The organism is Verrucomicrobiaceae bacterium (assembly GCA_016713035.1).
Taxonomy (GTDB): Bacteria; Verrucomicrobiota; Verrucomicrobiia; order Verrucomicrobiales; family Verrucomicrobiaceae; genus Prosthecobacter.
On record JADJPW010000003.1, the window covers coordinates 467615 to 485225 of the forward strand.

A 17611-nucleotide genomic window follows, 5' to 3' on the forward strand; every position below is an offset into this window, starting at 1 on the left:
TGTGAGGGTGAAGGAGCTGAGAGGGGGGATGATGTCAGGCTAGCTCGGCCAGTAGGGCTTGGTTGAGCCGCACGCCGCTGGAGAAGTTTGCGATGGGGTAGTTCTCGTTGGGGGCGTGAGCCTGGCAGTCTGGTAGCGCGAGTCCGAGGAGTAGGGTATCAGCCCCGAGCACGTCTTTGAATGCCTGCACGATGGGGATGCTGCCGCCTTCGCGAATGAGGGCGAGTTTTTGACCGGGGAATGCTTTTGCCAGGGCTCGCTGCGCGGCCTGGCCGATGCTGGAGTGCGGGTCCATGAGGTAAGGCATGCCGGTGTGGCCGGGTTTGATTTCCAGCCGTACTCCATCGGGCGTGTGATGCCGCAAATGATCGGTGACGAGCTTTAAAACATGCTCAGGCTGCTGATCCGGCACGAGGCGGCAACTCAGCTTCGCAAAGGCCTTTTTCCCGATCACGGTCTTGGAGCCCTCCCCCTGATAACCGCCTCCGATGCCATTGACTTCGATGGTGGGCCGCGCCCATACTCGCTCACGGACGCTGTATCCAGGCTCACCAAACAGGCTAGGTGAGCCCGTGAGACTGAGCATTTCTGCATCTGCATCCCCCAATGCGGCCCAGGCCTCTCTCTCCCACGCCTGGATGGGACGCACGCCGTCATAAAAGCCGCCCACGGCGACACGGCCTTCTGCATCATGCAGCGTGGCGATCAGCCGCGAGACTGCGGTGAGAGGATTCATGATCGCACCGCCAAAGATGCCGCTGTGCAGGTCGATCGTGGGTCCATGCACCCAGAATTCCAGGCAGGCGATGCCGCGCAGCCCGTAGGTGAAGGTGCCCATGCCTGGAGCGACCATTCCAGTGTCGGAAATGGCCACGAGGTCACATTTGAGCTCCTCCGCGTGTTTCTGGAGAAAGGGCTTCAAATTAGGGCTGCCGATCTCTTCCTCGCCTTCGAGCAACAACGTCAAATTCACTGGCAAATCGGCGTGCGCGGCGAGTGTTTCGCTCAGGCCTTGGAGATGGGCCATGAACTGGCCTTTGTTGTCCGTAGCGCCACGGCAGTAGATGCGTCCGTCACGGATGGTGGGCTCAAAGGCGGGCGTTTTCCACTCATGCAGGGGCTCAGCGGGTTGGACGTCGTAGTGGCCGTAGAGCAGCACGGTGCGGCGTCCGGCGATATGTTTGTTTTTGGCCACGAGCACGGGGTGGCCCGGTGTCTCATGCAGTGTCGCAGTGAGGCCCATGCCTTTCACTTTGGCTAGGAGCCATTCGGCACACGCTCGCACGTCACCACGATGGGTGGAGTCGGTGGAGACAGAGGGGAAACGCAGGCAGGTGAGCAGATCGTCGAGTCCAGGGGGATTCATGGCGCTCGATGTTAGAGAGGCCACTGGCGATGCAAAGGGACAACTCGTGCCCACCTGGAGCTCTCTGCATCCCCTGCCCTACTCACTTCCAGCCGATGATCATGGCGCAGGGCACGGCAGCAGCACCATCGACCTGGCGAATGGCGATGGCGTAGGTGCCTGTCTTCGCGGGTTTGTAGTAGAGCACGAGCCCCCAGCCCTCTTTCACGGGGAGCAGGTCGCCACCGGGCTTTCCTTCGAAATCGAGCACCGCAGCGGTGATTTTCGCCCCGGAGTCACGCGGCGCAGCGATGCAGAAAGCGTATTCATTGCCCTTAAAAAGCTGCATGCGCACAGCGCGGCCCATTTTTGCCTCCAGGGGGTTCTCCCAGCTTTCGGAGCGGAATTCGTAGCCCTCTTTCTCCTGCTGCGGCACCAGTTTCTCCGCGCTGGCTAGGGCTGGAGAAGCCTCAGCCGCCGTAGCGGGCATCGGAGCACCCAGGAGCAGGCACATTAAGAGGCAAAGGAGGAGGTGGGCAGGCAGGAAGGGGCGCATTGCGTGATGGCGCGGGGTCGGTGGCGCGGAATTCATCTTCTCACGCGAACACAGTCCTTGCATCACGAAAATCCCAAGATTCTGTCTCCTCGCCCGTCACTCACCCCGTACGAGCCTCGTAAAAAAAGAATCCCACCCATGGCCGCTCTAGTCATTTACTCGGAGGACGACTCCATCCAGACCTACCGCATTGAGAACGATCTCACCACCATCGGCAGACATCCAGAAAGCGACATCGTGCTGGACTCTGCTTCAGCCTCTGGCCGTCATGCGTCGATCAAAAAGAGCGGCAGCAACTGCTTCGTGAACGATCTCGGCTCTAGCAACGGCACCCGTGTCAATGGCGCGGATGTCGAGGAGGCGCTGCTGCGCAATGGGGACCGTGTATCCTTCGGTGACGTGCAGTGTCTCTACTATACTGGCGAGCCCCCATCCTCCGCCGAGCTGAAAAAGGCCGTCGCACCGGCCACAGCCGTGCCAGTGCCTGCAAACAATGCACCTCTGCCAGCCCCCACCGTTATGGCGGCTGAAAAACCCTCAGAGCTACCACGTGCCTCTGCCCGCCCAGCTCTGAGTCCCGTACGCCGTGCCTATAGTCGCAATGCGCCCTCGGATTATCCTGATGATGCCGGCGGCGGATGCATGAATGCGGCCATCGTGATCGGCCTCTTCATCGTCGCCTTCATCGTCGGTCTTTCTCTGCGCCACAGCCGTGAGATGAATGGAAATTTCATCAACGACTTCATGGCCAAGCTCACGGAAAAAGTGCCCACCGTGAAATTCGAGCGCAAAGAAGACGAGAAAAAAGGCGAGGCAAAAGATAGCGACGGCGAGATGAAATAACCGCACCCACTCGGGGCGCTACCCATCACCCGCTCACACAGGCCTCGCGACCACGATGCCTGCATGCGCCTGGATACCTGCTAAATACTCATGCAGTGGCTTATCCACGATCACACGCTTTGCCGTGAGAGATGCGTGCATGAAGCGGCAGGCACCATCCGCCGTGTGCAGCGCCAGCCCCACATGCGAGCAAAAAACATGCTGCCGGTGCGTGACGATACCGATGATGTCCCCACTCTGGATGCGCCCCTCACACGCGGCCACCTGCTCTTTGCGGATGTAGTGAAAGGGCACCTTCTCCAGCCTACGCTCGATCTGATTGAGCGCTGGGATGAGGGCGGGGCTCGCACGCAGGTAGCGGTAGATTTTCGGCTCCAGAGACATCTCATCATTCGTGCGGCCCGTCATCCGTGTCACAGGACCGATTTTGCCGGTGATGTATTTGATGTTCCCGCGTGCCGCATTGTCGGTGAACCACTCATCCAGGTAGTGAATGCGGTCCAGATAGCCCCCACGGCATACACCACCGCGATACCGCGTCCACTCGATCTGCCGCAGCAGATCAGAGGGTGAGTAAGATGGCTGCGGCGTGGCGATCATCCGCGCCAGACCCAATGCGGTCTCAAAAAACGTCCAGCAGTCCAGCCCATTAAAATTCACACTCGGTGACTCCACGCGGTCGTCGATCTCCAGCGTCCACGCTACATACCGGGTGCCGCGCAATGCTTGGCCAAACAGCGCCACACGCTGCCCCATCGGCTGCGCACGCCAGTTTCCGGCCAGCGCCAGCCTCACCACCGCATCGAACTTCTCCCGCCCGATGAATGTCCTCTTCTGCGATAAAAATTCAGCCGCTGACAAGGAAGGAAGCGCCGACATTGGCAGCATGCTGAGGAAGTGACGTCGATTCATAAGAAGAGAACATTACAGGCACTAATAGGCCGCTGTGAGTTTACGATTGGACGCTGCCGCAGGGTCGATCACCTGCCCCTCCACCGAGCTATCATACCAATCCGCATTTTCATCGTAGCCAAACTGCCGCGGCAGCTCATCACACAATAAACGGAGTCGCTCATCGAGCTCTGCTAGGAAGGCCGCCACTCCAGCCGCAAGACTCCCACTCCGTGCAGCTCCCGCAAATTCATTCAGGCAGAGCTGGAGAGCCTCCAGCGAGACGAATGGCTCCAGTCCATAGCCCACGATCGCCGCCGCACGCGATGTCGCCGGATCGATCAGCAGCATCACATGGTGATTGGCACCGCCTTTATCCACCGGGCTACAGAGCCCACCTCGATTGAAAAGCCAGAACGCATACACCCCCACAGACACCTGCTGCGGCACATTCATGAAGATGACCGACGCATGCAGCAGCGGATGCCGCCGCTCGATCTCCGTGATGCAGTGCTCCACTTTTTTGCGTGCGAGAAAGGTCAGTGCACCTTGCGTGTCGGTGATCGGCTTTTGCAGATTCGGCGGGATGCCCAGCAGCTTATCCACCGCATCCAGCGACAGGCCGCACTGCTGACAGGCAGCGTCATGTTCGGATAAAAGTATTTGGCAGGCGGGGCAGCGCACACGCAGCATAGCGCCGCCTCCAGCCCATGCGCAACCGTGCTCTGCGAGGAAGATGCAGCTCGTGGCGACGTTTTTGCTTTTTCATGAAATCTGCCCTTCTCCGCGTCATCAGCCTGAGCACCCTTTTTGCCCTTGGAGCCGATTTACCTGCCCAGACGGCCCCGCAGCCCACCAGCACCAAAAAAGTCGCAAAGCCCATCCTTATCCCGCCAGACATCAATGGGCTCAAAACCATCATCCCACCACCTGCGAGCACCAAACCGCTCCAAATCGGCATTTTTGACGGCGCAGGAGCCCCCAGGGACGGCATCGACAACGTCATCCGCGTACTCAAGACACTGCCGCAGGCCCAGATCACCCTCATTAGATGGGAAAAGCCGACTTGAAGCCCTACCACGTCATCATCTTTTCCGGCGGCAGTGGCTCGCAGCAGTCCAAAAGCATCGGCGAAGCCGGTCTGCACAATGTCCGCGAGTACGTCCGCGCAGGCGGTGGCTACTGTGGGATCTGCGCTGGGGCATACCTCGCCTGCTCAGGCTTTTCCTGGGGCCTCGGCATCCTCAATGCCAATACCGTCTCGAATAAATGGAAAAGGGGCGGTGGTTTCATGGACATCGAGCTCACCGTCGATGGAAAGCCACTCCTCGGGGATGTGAATGGCACCTTCAAAGTCCGCTACAACAACGGCCCCATCATCAAACCAGGCACCCGTGCCGACATCCCCGCCTACTGCCCCATCGCCCTCTTTCGCAGTGAGATCGCAGAGAACGGCTCACCCGCCGGATTGATGATCCACAGCCCCTCGCACGCCATCGGCACCTTTGGCAAAGGCCGTGTCTTCATCTCCAGCCCACACCCAGAGAATACCCCCGGCCTGGAGCACTTCATCCCCCGTGGCGTCCTCTGGGTAGCCCGGGCCCTGCCTGAAGGGGAATAATCCGCACTGGCTCCGAGCCAGAAGCGCCTTTCCTTCCACGCGTTCTAGGTCACTATGGCCGCTTTTTTGTCCCGCACCATGTCCGTAAACCTCGCCTCAAAGCCCCATCCGCATGTGCGGAGGAACTTCGTGTGCCATTGCCTAGAGGGCGGATTCTACATGGGCGGCGTGGCCTTTCTCCAGCCAGAGACGGTGATGCCAAAGATGGTCGAGTCCCTGCATGGCGGCGCTTTGATCATCTCCATCATGCCAGCCATCCTCGCGGCCACCTTCGCCTTTGCGGGGCTCTTCGTTTCACCACGCGTGGAGCGGCTGCATCGCTTTAAGCCCTGGGTCATGACCTTTGGCTTGCTGCAAAGACTGCCCTACCTCATCGCGGGTCTCGTCCTCTGGCAGGCAGATCATTTACCAGGCTGGCTGCTACCCGTCGTGGTGCTCACGCCGGTGATGAGTGGCCTCATCGGCGGCATCGGCGTCGTCGCATGGATGGAGATGGTCACACGCATGATCCCAGAGCGCATCCGCGCAGCAGGCTGGGCCGCACGCTACATCATGCAGGCCGTCATCGGTATGGGTGCAGGTGCCGTGATCCATCAGGTGCTCACGCATCTACCAGGGCACCGGGGCTATGCCGTGCTGCACTTCATTGCCTTCGGCTTCCTACTTCTATCCTGGATCTCGCAGTTACCCATGAAGGAAGCTGCGCACATCATGCCCACACACCCTCCGCAGCCCTACTGGAGCTACCTGCGGGGCATGCCCGCCATGCTCGCATCACAGCCCCATTTGCTAAAGCTCATCGCCACGCGATTCACCGGCATGGGTTATCTCATGCTCGTCTCTTTCCTCACCCTGCATGCCCTGCACGTCACTGGCAGCGCGGAGGCAGAGGTAGGCCGCTTTGTATCGCTGCAAAACGTCGGCACCATCCTCGGCAGCCTCACCGCAGCGTGGCTCGGCTATCACAGTGGCGGGAGGGTCCTCCTCATCGCCTCTCGCGTGCTCTGCATCCTCGTTTGTGCATGGTCATGCTTCACCCACAGCTTTACCGGCTTCATGGCCGTGTACTTTGTCTTTGGATTCGGCCTTTTCCTCGACCGCGTGGGTGACCTCACCCTCACAGCGGAGCTTTGTCCCCTGGAGCGCCGCTCCACCTACCAGGCGGCGCTGGGTTTTTGCAATGTGTGGGCTCTCCTACTCGCCACGCTGCTTGGCGGCTTCCTTTACCGTAGCACCGCATCGTTCCAGAGTGTCGCCGCACTTGCAGGCTGCTTTGCCACTGTCTCCATCATCATCCTGCTGCGCATCCCAGAGCCGCGCCGCGTCACCACTGGCTAAAAACGCCCCACTCTCACTCCTCCTATGTCCACAAAGCCCGATCCAGCCTCCCTGCCTTGCAGCCCCCTCGTAGAAACCTCTGGGTTGAAGTACTTCCCCCGCATGCTCGGCAAAATCCGCCTCCACGCCCAGGGCCTGCTGTGGGAGGACCTGCACGCCAATCTCGGCAAGGGCAGCGACGGAGCCCTAGTCAGCTTTCTCCACATCGACTACGATACCCTGAAGGCACGCACTCTCCAAGGCGGCAGCGATGAGGAGATCCTAGGCTGGTGCCAGCAGCAGAGCCGCCCGCTCAACGACACCGACAAACTCGTCTGGAATCACTACGTCACCACGCTCGGCTTCAACGACCACATCACCGCCATCCTCGCCAAGCGTAAAGCCGATGGAGGCCTCGCCGATCGACATGACATCCAGACCATCGCCCACTACATCGACGTGGACGAAGGGCGGCTGCCATGAGCACAATCTACACGTCATAAATGGCTATTTTGCTCCGTTTCATCCCTGTGATGAAGCCCCCCTTCCTCTTTCTACTTCTCGAACCACTGCCTGCGCCGTCGATTTTAATCGCGACGTGCGTCCCGTGCTCGCCCAGCAGTGCTTCACCTGCCACGGCATGGACGACCACGGTCGCAAAGGCAAACTGCGCCTCGATTTGCCCGACTCCGCCCACGGCGCAGGCAAATCTGGCGAGATCGCCATCGTCCCCGGCAAACCAGACGCCAGCGAGGTCATCAAGCGCATCCTCTCCACCGACGAAGACGAGGTCATGCCGCCGCCGCATACGAAGAAGGTCATGTCCGAGAAGGATAAAGCCACGCTCAAAGCCTGGATCGCCGAAGGGGCGAAGTATGAGGCGCACTGGGCCTATCAAATTCCTGATTCGAGAGTCCTGATTCCTGATTCAGTGCATCCAATCGATCACTTTGTCCGAGAAAGGCTGACGAAGGAAGGATTGAAGCCTTCGCCGGAGGCGGATGCCTACACCCTCGTCCGCCGCGTCTATCTCGATCTGATCGGCCTTCCACCGACACCTAGTGAGGCGGATGCGTTTGTGAATGCGGTAAAGAATCAGGATTCAGAAATCAGAAATCAGGAATATGCGAAGCTCGTCGATACCCTTTTAAACTCTCCAGCCTACGGCGAGCGCTGGGCCCGCCGCTGGCTCGATCTCGCCCGCTACGCGGACACGAACGGCTTCGAAAAAGACCGCCCTCGCCAAATCTGGCCTTACCGCGATTGGGTGGTGAAGGCGCTTAACGCAGACATGCCCTTCGACCAATTCAGCATCAAGCAACTCGCCGGAGACATGCTACCCAATGCCACGCCGGATGACATCATCGCCACCGGCTTTCATCGGAACACGATGCTCAATGAAGAAGGCGGCATCGACCCGAACGAATATCGTTTTTACGCCATGGTGGACCGCGTCGGCGTCACTGGCACCGCATGGATGGGCCTCACACTGAACTGCTGCCAGTGCCACACGCACAAATACGATCCCATCCTCCACACCGACTATTACAGCGTCATGGCGCTGCTGAACAACGCCGACGAGCCGACTTACCACATACCCACGCCGGACATCGAAAAGCAGCAAAAAGCCCACGCCGAGCGCATCGCGAAGCTGGAGGCCGATTTGCCGAAAAAGTTCCCCGGTGGCGACGCGGCACTGCAAAGCCGTTTTGCCGGCTGGATCGAAGGTGAGTCCAAAAAAGCCTCCAACTGGCAAATCATCCGCCCCACGGCCATGAAGACCACCATGCCGCATCTCGAGCAGTTGAGCGATGGCTTCATCCTCGGCAGCGGCGACATCTCGAAGAGCGATGTCTATGATTTGAGCCTCAAAGCGCCGATCAAAGGCGTCACCGCCATCAAACTCGAGGTCGCGAGCCATCCTAGCCTGCCGAATGACGGCCCAGGCCTCACTTACTACGAAGGCCCCCTCGGTGGCTTCTTCCTCAGTGAGCTGCAAGCCTTCCAAAACGGCCAGCGAGTGCCCATCGCCCACGCCGAGGCCACCAACGAGGAAGAGGAGGACAAGATCAACGACGCTGCCACCGCCGCGAAGGCGACGAAAAAAGCCGCACGCAAAGCCGCCGCGAAAAAGACCAACAACGCCATGGCCACGCTCGACGCCGAGATGTCCAGCGGCTGGCAGGTGCTCGGCGGATACGGCCAAAGCCACGCAGCCGTGTTTCATTTCGAAAAACCCATCGATCTGACGAACGGCTTCGATTTGAAGATGCTCTTCGAAAAGCACTTCGCCTGCCCGCTCGGCCACTTCCGCCTCTCCGTGACCACCAGCGATCACGTCGAGGCCACTGGGCATCCGTTTGAAGTCGAAAATGCCCTCGCCACCGGCGATCAAACGAAGCGCGATACCTTGATGCGCGAGTTCCTCGTCACCGCGCCCGAAATGAAACAAGCCGCCGCTCCCTTGCTCGCCGCACGTCGCCAGATGCCTCGCGGCCGGCCCACGCTCGCGATGAAGGAACGCCCCGCCTCCAATCCGCGCCCCACGAACCGCTACCATCGTGGCGAATACCTCCAGCCGAAGGAAACCGTCCCGCCCGCCGTGCCCGCCTTCCTGCCTTCCTTGCCGAAAGATGCTCCCGCGAGCCGTCTCACCTTCGCGAAGTGGCTTTTCGCCCCTGAAAACCCGCTCACCGCTCGCGTGACGGTCAATCGCCAGTGGCAGGCCTTCTTTGGCCGTGGCCTCGTGAAGAGCCTGGAGGATTTTGGCTATCAAAGCGAGCCCCCGAGCCATCCTGAGCTGCTCGACTGGCTCGCGGTGCAGTTCGTCAAAGACGGCTGGAGCATGAAGAAGCTGCACAAACTCATCGTAATGTCACAAACCTACCGGCAGGCCTCTCGAATTCCTGATTCAGATCCGCTTGCAAAAACGAATCAGGAATCAGGAATCCAAAATCAGGAATCCCTTCTCACCCACGCCCCTCGCTTCCGCCTCGATGCCGAAATCATCCGCGACTCCGCGCTCAAAGCCGCGGGCGTGCTTTCCCTGAAAATGGGCGGCCCGGGCGTCTATCCGCCGCAGCCAGCTAGCGTCACCACCGAAGGCACCTACGGCAAGGTCGAGTGGAAGACCAGCGACGGCGAGGACCGCTACCGCCGCAGCCTCTACACCTTCACGAAGCGCACCGCGCCCTTCGCCATGGCCACCACCTTCGACGCGCCCACCGGCGAGGCCTGCCTCGCCCGTCGCGATGTCTCCAACAGCCCGCTGCAAGCTCTCACGCTCCTCAACGACCAAATGTTCATGGAAGCCGACCAAGCCATGGCCAAAGCCGTCATCGCCGCCTCCCCCGACGACGACACCCGCCTCACCCACACCTTCCGCCGCTGCCTCACCCGCCCACCCGCCGCCGATGAGCTGACGATGCTCAAAACCTTTCTCCAAAAGCAACGCGCCCAAAAACTCGACGGCGAAGCCCTGTGGACCTCCGTGTGCCGTACGGTGCTGAATCTTGATGAGGCGATCACACACCCGTAATCTCCGTGATCATGGCAAAACGCGCCGCATCTCCCAAAAACAAGTCGAAGGCCAAGCAGCGTAAGCTTGAGCAGACTTACTCGGTTGCAAATACGACACGTCAGCGATTCTTCGACGATGTGAGGAGCATTCTTCGGCAAGCTCGGCGGAAGGCCCATGCAGCAGTGAATTTTCTCATGGTGGAGACTTATTGGAAGATCGGCCAGCGCATCGTGGGGGAAGAGCAAGGAGGCAGTCGGCGTGCAAAGTATGGCAGTGATCTGATCAGCGATCTTGCACGACAACTGGGAGATTAGTTTGGCAGCGGGTTATCTGTGGCAAACCTCAAAAATTTTCGTCAGTTTTACCTCATCTATCCCGATTTTGGAAAAAGCTACGCACTGCGTAGCGAATTGACCTGGACGCACTACCGACTGGTAATGCGCATCGAAAACGAGGCCGCCAGAAACTACTACATCCAGGAGGCGGCGGACCATTCATGGAGCAGTCGTGAACTTGAGAGGCAGATTGCCTCGTTGAGCTACGAGCGCTTGTTGATGACTCCGAAGGCAAAAAAATCAAAAAAGCCAACACTGTCGCCCGCTCCACAGGAGTTGATCAAAGATCCGTATGTTTTGGAGTTTCTCGGGTTGCCCGAAAATAGCGGACGTGATGAGCGTGGGCTGGAAAAGGCCATTGTGGACAGGCTGCGCGACTTCCTCATGGAGATGGGACGCGGCTTCTCATTCGTGGCCCGCCAGATGAGAGTGAGCACTGAGACCGGACACTTTCATATCGACCTAGTCTTCTACAATTACCTGCTGAAGTGCTTCGTCCTGATCGATCTCAAGACACGAAAGCTCAAGCATGAAGACATCGGACTGATGGACATGTATGTGCGTATGTTTGACGACCTCAAACGCGGCCCGGACGATAACCCGACGCTCGGGATCATCCTCTGCACGGACAAAGACGACACCATTGTGCGCTACTCAGTGCTCAGCGAAAGTCGGCGGCTCTTTGCCTCCAAATACCGGCTGGTGCTGCCAAGCGAGGAAGATCTGCGAGCCGAACTGGAGCGCCGCCACATTCTCACTCTTCCAGAGAAACACTAACCAGACTATTTCCCCCTCATGAACACCTCCAACATCACCCGCAGACACTTCTTCCACGATTGCGCTGTCGGCACCGGCAAGATCGCGCTGGCTTCGTTGCTGGCGGAATCGGCGTATGGAGCGTCGAAGAGCCCGAATGTGGCAGCGTCCTCGCATTTTCAGCCGAAGGCAAAGGCTGTCATTCACATGTTCATGGCCGGTGCGCCGTCGCAGCTCGAGATGTTCGATCACAAGCCGATGCTGACGAAGTATGAAGGCAAGCCGTTGCCGCCCTCGGTGATCGGTGGACAGCGTTATGCCTTCATCCGGCCGGACGCGGCGGTGTTGGGGCCGCGATTCAAGTTCGCGAAGCATGGGCAGTGCGGCGCGGAACTTTCGGAAGTGCTGCCGCATCTGGCGAGCATCGTGGACGACATCGCCATCGTGAAATCCTGCCGCACGACGCAGTTCAACCACGCCCCGGCGCAGATTTTCATGAACACCGGCTTCTCGCAGCCTGGACGGCCCAGCATGGGCTCGTGGGTGACCTACGGCCTCGGCGCGGAGACGCGGGATCTGCCGAGCTTTGTCGTGATGAGCACCGGCAGCGGCATCAGCGGCGGCGCGGCGTGCTGGAGCAGCGGTTTTCTGCCGAGCGTGTATTCCGGCACGCGATTCCGCAACACGGGCGATCCCATTTTGAATGTGAGCACGCCGGAAGGCATCACGCCAGGCACGCAGAAGGACACCATCGACCTCATCAACTCGCTCAACCATCGCCGCCTGAAGCTGGATGGCGATGGCGAGACGGCCACGCGCATCGCGAACTACGAAATGGCCTACCGCCTGCAAACCTCCGCACCGGAGCTGATGGACCTCACGAAGGAGGACGAGGCCACGCTGAAAATGTATGGCTGCGATCCGAAGGTGCCGTCCTTTGCCCGCGCCTGCCTGCTGGCGCGGCGCATGGTCGAGCGCGGTGTGCGCTTCATCAACATCTACAACGAAGGCTGGGACGCGCACAGCAACGTCGAGGGCAACGTGCGCAACAACTGCAAGAATACCGACCAGGCCAGCGCCGCGCTGATCAAAGACCTCAAACAACGCGGCCTGCTCGACAGCACGCTCGTCGTCTGGGGCGGTGAATTTGGCCGCACGCCGATGGTCGAGGCCAGTGTGTCACTCGGTCGCAGCATGGGCCGCGATCATCATCCGCAGGCCTTCACCATGTGGATGGCCGGTGGCGGCATCAAAGGCGGCGTCACCCTGGGTGCGACGGATGAGATGGGCTTCAACATCATCGAAGACGAAGTCCATGTGGCCGACATCCACGCGACGATCCTTCATCAACTCGGCATGGACCACGAAAGGCTATCCTTCCGCGCTGCGGGGCTCGATTTCAAACTGACGGGCGTGGAGCCGTGCAAGGTGATCCAGAAGATCCTGGCATAGACTCAGCTCTGCGCTGCGATCAGTGAAGTGCGGCACAGTTCCGAGTACAAACCACCAGCCTCGATGAGCTGGTCGTGAGTGCCCTGCTCGATGATACGCCCGTGCTCTAGCACGTAGATCCGATCTGCATTCCGCACGGTGCTGAGTCGATGTGCGATGACAAAGCTCGTGCGCTGCTTCATCAGCCGTTCCAGCGCCTCCTGGATGAGTCTTTCGGTCTCTGTATCCACACTTGCGGTGGCTTCATCGAGCAAGAGGATCGGCGGATTGCGCAACAATGCCCGAGCGATGCTGATGCGCTGTTTTTCACCCACACTGAGCTTGATCCCACGCTCTCCCACATGCGTATCGAGCTGCTGCGGCAGTCGTTTGACGAACTCAGCCGCATTCGCGCTCTCCAGCACATTCCAAAGCTCCGAATCGCTAGCCTCTCGCTTACCGATGAGCAGATTGTCACGCACGCTCCCATTAAAAAGAAAGCTCTCCTGCGTCACATAGCCGATCTGACGCCGCAGACTCGATTTGCTGATGTTTTTCACCGGCACGTCGTCGATCGTCAACAGCCCCTCATCATGCTCATAGAATCGAGTGAGCAAATTGATCAGCGTGGACTTCCCTGCCCCGGTGGGGCCGACGAGAGCGATCGTCTGGCCCGGCTGCGCATCAATCGTAATGCCATGCACCGTGGGTAACTTACCCGTGTAGCTGAAACCCACGTTTTCGTAGCGGATATGTCCACGCACACTTCCCAATGTGATGCCGTCGTCGATGCCGCGCTCCTCCTCCGCATCCATGATGCCAAAGACTCGCTCCCCAGCCGCTCGACCAGCCTGGATCATCTGATTCAGGCTATGGAGCTGCTCGACAGGCTCATAAAACAACCGCGCCAATAGCAGGAAGGCTGTCAGATCACCGGGTTTCATCGTTCCATGCATGATCGCTCGTGCTCCGAACCAGAGAATGATCACGGAGCCCGCATCTTTGAGCAGCGACATGCTAGGGCGATAGATCGACCAGACATGCATCAGGTGCAGGGTGGCCTTTTTCAGTGCTCCGCTGCTTTCATTGAAGCGGGCGTGCTCCTCACGCTCCATCGCATACGCTTTGATCTGGCGCATACCACTCACGTTATCATGCAGCAGTGAATTCATACCACTACTAGCGCTACGCACCCGGCGATGACGATCACGGGCGCTTTTGGTGTAAAAAACAGCCCCTAGGGCGAGGAACGGCATCGGCAGCATGGCGGTCCAGGCCAGCGTGGCATCTGCATAGAACATAAAACCAGCCACGATGACGATTTGTAGCACCGCGACGAGCCCCTGCTCGATCCCGTCGATGAGCACACGCTCCACCGCCGGGATATCCTCCGCCACCGTGGTCATGATGTCTCCAGTGGGCCGATTATCAAACCAGCGCAGGGGCAGACGCTGAAGCCGCTCGTACAAGTCGCTGCGCAGATCATAGATCACATTCTGCTCAAAGGAGTTGTTCAGCCGGATGCGCAGTGAATTGAAGAGATTCTGCAAAATGAAGGCTCCCAGCACCAGCAGCGCCGAGTTCCCCAACCGCTCCCACTCATGGCGCGGTATGATGCCATCGATGATCTCTCGCGTCACCGAAGGCAGCACCAGCACCATGAGTGTCCCGCCCACCGCACAGACTAGCTGCGCTACAGCCATGCCTGGATAACGCCGGAGATAAGAAAAAACGCGAAGTGTGGTGCCCATGTGAATGAGCCTTTCGCATCGACGAAAGGAGCGACGCGGTCAAGACCCTTGGCGCATGCTTAAAGATCATTCACAGGCAGCCACTTGCGCTCTGCCCAGCTTTGCAGCCCCAGTTCAGCGAGTTGGACGCCTTTGGCACCTTCACGCAGGGTCCAGGGGAAAGGCGTGTCGCACACCACATGGCGGAGGAAGTCCTCCCACTGGATTTTGAAGGCATTGTCGTAAATCGTGGTATCCGGCACCTTCTGCCAGCCCTCGAAGAAGTTGATCGGCTGCTGAATGTCAGGGTTCCAGATCGGTCGCGGCGTGACGCCAGCGCTCTGCACCCAGCAATCGCGCAAACCGACGATGGCGCTGCCGTGTGTACCATCGACCTGCATGGTGAGCAGGTCATCGCGGCGCACGCGGACGGTCCAGGAGCTGTTGAATTGGCAAATCACACCACCTTCGCATTCAAAGGTGGCGTAGCAGGCATCATCGCTGGTGCATGCATATTCTTTGCCGCGCTCGTCGATGCGTTTGGGGATATGGGTGGCACCCATGCAGCTCACGGCTTTCACTTTGCCAAAGAGATTATCGATCACATAACGCCAGTGGCAGAGCATATCGACGATGATGCCGCCGCCGTCCTCTTTCCGATAATTCCACGACGGACGCTGCGCAGGCTGGTCGCCATCCTCCCCTGTGAACACCCAGTAACCGAACTCCCCGCGCACACTGAGGATGCGACCGAAGAAGCCCTGATCCCGCAGCAGCTTGAATTTACGAATGCCGCTCAGCCACAGCTTGTCCTGCACCACGCCGTTCTTTACGCCCGCGTCTTCGCACACTTTGGCAAGGCGCAGCGCCTCCGCTGTCTCCACCGCCGTCGGTTTCTCGCAGTAGATGGCCTTTTTTGCCTTCACGGCCTTCTCGATGAAGCCCGCACGTTGCAGCGTGCCACTGGCGTCGAAAAAGATCTCGTCATCGGGGTTCGCGAGCGCCGCATCGACATCCGTGGTGAAGCGCGTGACACCGGTGCGTGCCGCGAGTGCCGCGAGCTTGTCGTGATTGCGTCCCGTGAGGATGGGGTCCGGCATGATGACGAGGTCATCGCCCACCTTGAGGCCGCCTTGATCGCGGATCGCCTTGATCGAGCGGATCAGGTGCTGGTTGGTGCCCATGCGTCCGGTGACGCCGTTCATGATGATGCCGATTCGTTGTGTGGTCATAAGAGAAGAGAAAAAGGGTCCGTTGATTACGCAGATTGAAGATGGGGTGATTTCATCTGTGTCATCTATGCATGATAAATGGATTGATAGCTGGCCGCGATCTTGTCGAGGAACTCGCCCTGATCGCCGCTCCACCATTTGTTCGAGAAGATTTCCACCTCGCGGTGGCCGGTGAAGCCGGTGGCGTCCACCCAGTCGCTGATTTCCCGGATGTTGATGCAGCCTTCGCCCATCAGGCCGCGGTCATTGAGGAGATCGGTGGTCGGCGTTTTCCAATCGCAGATGTGGAAGGCATGCAGGCGGCCCGTTTGGCCAGCTTGATCGATCTGGGACTTCAATTCCGGGTCCCACCAGACGTGATAGACATCCACCGCGATGCCGACGGACTTTGGCGAGCCTAGAGCATCGCAGATTTCATGCGCTTGCCGCATTGTGTTCACCGCGCTGCGGTCATCGGCATACATCGGGTGCAGGGGCTCGATGGCGAGCTTCACGCCCGCTTTTTCTGCCGCAGGCAAAACAGCGGCGATGCCGTCGGTGATCTGTTTGCGTGATTCGACGAGGTTTTGGCCAGGGACAGCGCCGCAAACCAAAACGATGAGTGGTGCGCCGATGGCGTGCGCTTGCTCGATGGCGAGCAAATTATCGTCCACGGCCTTTTGGCGATCTGCGGCAGATTTCGCCGGGAAAAAGCCACCTCGGCACAAACTCACCACCTCGAGGCCAGAATCGGCAGCTTGGCGTTTCACCGTGCCCAGATCGCGGCCTTCCAGTGCCTGTCGCCAGATGGTGATGCCACTCACCCCGCGCTTCGGGAAATCACGAAAGCATTCCTCGATGCTCAAGGGCTTGGTGGTGATGGTGTGGACGCAAAGTCGGCTCATGCGTGAATGGTGGAGATTATTGGCTATAAGCAAAAGATGTTTTTGCGATGCCTAAGATAAGAATTAGTGATGTTTAACTGATTAAGGCTCATCAGCCACATTCTGAAATGGAACTCTACCAGCTTCACTACTTCATCGAGATCGCACGTCAGCGCAGTTTTACCCGAGCAGCAGAGCGGCTGCGCATGGCGCAACCTGCCTTGAGTCAGCAGATGAAAAATCTAGAGGCAGAGCTACGCACCGCTCTCTTGGTGCGTGGGCGGAAGGAAACGCACCTCACCGCTGCCGGGCAGGCTTTTCTACCCAAGGCGGAAAAGCTGCTCCAGGATGCAGAGGACGCGAAAAGAGCGGTTTCGGACCTGCTGGAGCTGCGCGGAGGCCGACTGACGATGGCGGCGATCCCTAGCGTGAGTGCCTGCCTGCTGCCGGAGGTGATCCGCGCCTTTCGTCGCCTGCACCCAGATGTGCGCCTGCAAGTCATGGAGGAAAGTTCTGAACGCGTGGCGGAACTCGTCGAAGCCGGGCGAGCAGACATCGGCTTTTTGCAGCTACCAGCGAGCAAGTCGATTTTTGAACACCGCCGAATCATCACGGAGCCATTTGTGCTGCTCGCACCCGTGGGCCATACCGCTGCCAAACAGGATGAAGTCGCGCTGCGTAGTCTGGCGGGCGAGTTCTTCGTGTTTTACAAAGGCCGTGCCCGTGACACGGCTCTGGAGGCCTGCCGTAAAGCCGGATTTGAGCCGCGAATCGCCTGCGAAAGCGGCGAGCTGGAAACGGTGCGTGCGCTTGTCGCCGCTGGGCTCGGGTTAGCCATTATCCCCAAGCTCGCGGCTTCAAATCTACCCAAGTCATTGCGGGCGGTGCCACTGCGCGAGCCGAGGATGCAGCGTGAAATCGCAGCGGTGTGGCGCAAGGGCAGCGAACTGTCTCCAGCGGCCCGGGTGCTGCTAGAAAGATGGGGGCCGTAAAAAAATTTGTACTGAATTGAACAAACCCCCTGTGCCCGAATCTAACGCCTACACAGTGATTGCGGGCGCAAGTCCAAGGTCACTGGGTCTTGAGAGTGATTGGTTGAAAACCCCACCGTCGCGGCAACGCGCACTTCAAGGTTGAGGCCAAAAGCAAACATGGGGTCGGGCGGAATCGG

Annotated in this window: 13 protein-coding genes and 2 pseudogenes; 8 read left to right on the forward strand and 7 right to left on the reverse strand. The window is 59.2% G+C overall.

All coding sequences use genetic code 11. From position 1 onward, the window contains the following. Positions 1 to 34: 34 nt before the first annotated feature. Positions 35 to 1366: a dipeptidase gene (locus IPK32_12945; protein MBK8092856.1), complete on the reverse strand. Its 1332-nt coding sequence runs from the start codon at positions 1364 to 1366 to the stop codon at positions 35 to 37. Between the two features lie 82 nt (positions 1367 to 1448). Continuing rightward, entirely contained in the window at positions 1449 to 1859 is a 411-nt protein-coding gene (locus tag IPK32_12950; GenBank protein MBK8092857.1) for a hypothetical protein, read from the reverse strand. A gap of 180 nt (positions 1860 to 2039) precedes the next feature. Here IPK32_12950 and IPK32_12955 point away from each other — a divergent pair, with 180 nt between their 5' ends. After that, a complete protein-coding gene (locus IPK32_12955; protein MBK8092858.1) occupies positions 2040 to 2744 on the forward strand; it encodes an FHA domain-containing protein in 705 nt (234 codons plus the stop codon). Positions 2745 to 2777: 33 nt separating this feature from the next. Here IPK32_12955 and IPK32_12960 read toward each other — a convergent pair whose 3' ends face one another. After that, a complete protein-coding gene (locus tag IPK32_12960) occupies positions 2778 to 3656 on the reverse strand; it encodes a DUF1460 domain-containing protein (GenBank protein ID MBK8092859.1) in 879 nt (292 codons plus the stop codon). Between the two features lie 21 nt (positions 3657 to 3677). Next, the gene (locus IPK32_12965) at positions 3678 to 4319 is read right to left on the reverse strand and encodes a hypothetical protein (GenBank protein MBK8092860.1); all 642 of its coding nucleotides are present in this window, start codon (positions 4317 to 4319) and stop codon (positions 3678 to 3680) included. Positions 4320 to 4402: 83 nt separating this feature from the next. Between IPK32_12965 and IPK32_12970 the strand changes: the two are divergent. From IPK32_12970 to IPK32_12995, 6 genes and pseudogenes are all read left to right on the forward strand, one after another. Next, positions 4403 to 5256: pseudogene (locus IPK32_12970) on the forward strand (biofilm PGA synthesis protein PgaB). A gap of 78 nt (positions 5257 to 5334) precedes the next feature. Further along, entirely contained in the window at positions 5335 to 6594 is a 1260-nt protein-coding gene (locus IPK32_12975) for an MFS transporter (protein ID MBK8092861.1), read from the forward strand. 24 nt (positions 6595 to 6618) lie between these two features. Next, complete coding sequence (locus tag IPK32_12980; GenBank protein ID MBK8092862.1) at positions 6619 to 7056, forward strand: DUF5069 domain-containing protein; 438 nt, start codon at positions 6619 to 6621, stop codon at positions 7054 to 7056. Further along, a complete protein-coding gene (locus IPK32_12985; protein MBK8092863.1) occupies positions 7001 to 10111 on the forward strand; it encodes a PSD1 domain-containing protein in 3111 nt (1036 codons plus the stop codon). The genes IPK32_12980 and IPK32_12985 overlap by 56 nt, the downstream gene beginning before the upstream one ends. 11 nt (positions 10112 to 10122) lie before the next feature. After that, positions 10123 to 11205 (forward strand): annotated as a pseudogene (locus tag IPK32_12990) (DUF1016 family protein). Positions 11206 to 11223: 18 nt separating this feature from the next. Next, complete coding sequence (locus IPK32_12995) at positions 11224 to 12636, forward strand: DUF1501 domain-containing protein (GenBank protein ID MBK8092864.1); 1413 nt, start codon at positions 11224 to 11226, stop codon at positions 12634 to 12636. Between the two features lie 2 nt (positions 12637 to 12638). Here IPK32_12995 and IPK32_13000 read toward each other — a convergent pair whose 3' ends face one another. The 3 genes from IPK32_13000 to IPK32_13010 all read right to left on the reverse strand — a co-directional run bounded on the left by IPK32_13000 (position 12639) and on the right by IPK32_13010 (position 16461). Further along, positions 12639 to 14366: an ABC transporter ATP-binding protein gene (locus tag IPK32_13000; GenBank protein MBK8092865.1), complete on the reverse strand. Its 1728-nt coding sequence runs from the start codon at positions 14364 to 14366 to the stop codon at positions 12639 to 12641. A 59-nt stretch (positions 14367 to 14425) separates the two neighbouring features. Next, positions 14426 to 15577 carry a Gfo/Idh/MocA family oxidoreductase gene (locus IPK32_13005; GenBank protein MBK8092866.1) on the reverse strand — a complete coding sequence of 384 codons (1152 nt, stop codon included), beginning with the start codon at positions 15575 to 15577 and terminating at the stop codon, positions 14426 to 14428. 65 nt (positions 15578 to 15642) lie between these two features. Continuing rightward, complete coding sequence (locus tag IPK32_13010) at positions 15643 to 16461, reverse strand: sugar phosphate isomerase/epimerase (GenBank protein MBK8092867.1); 819 nt, start codon at positions 16459 to 16461, stop codon at positions 15643 to 15645. Positions 16462 to 16568: 107 nt separating this feature from the next. Here IPK32_13010 and IPK32_13015 point away from each other — a divergent pair, with 107 nt between their 5' ends. After that, the gene (locus tag IPK32_13015; GenBank protein MBK8092868.1) at positions 16569 to 17432 is read left to right on the forward strand and encodes a LysR family transcriptional regulator; all 864 of its coding nucleotides are present in this window, start codon (positions 16569 to 16571) and stop codon (positions 17430 to 17432) included. The last annotated feature ends 179 nt before the right edge of the window (positions 17433 to 17611 follow it).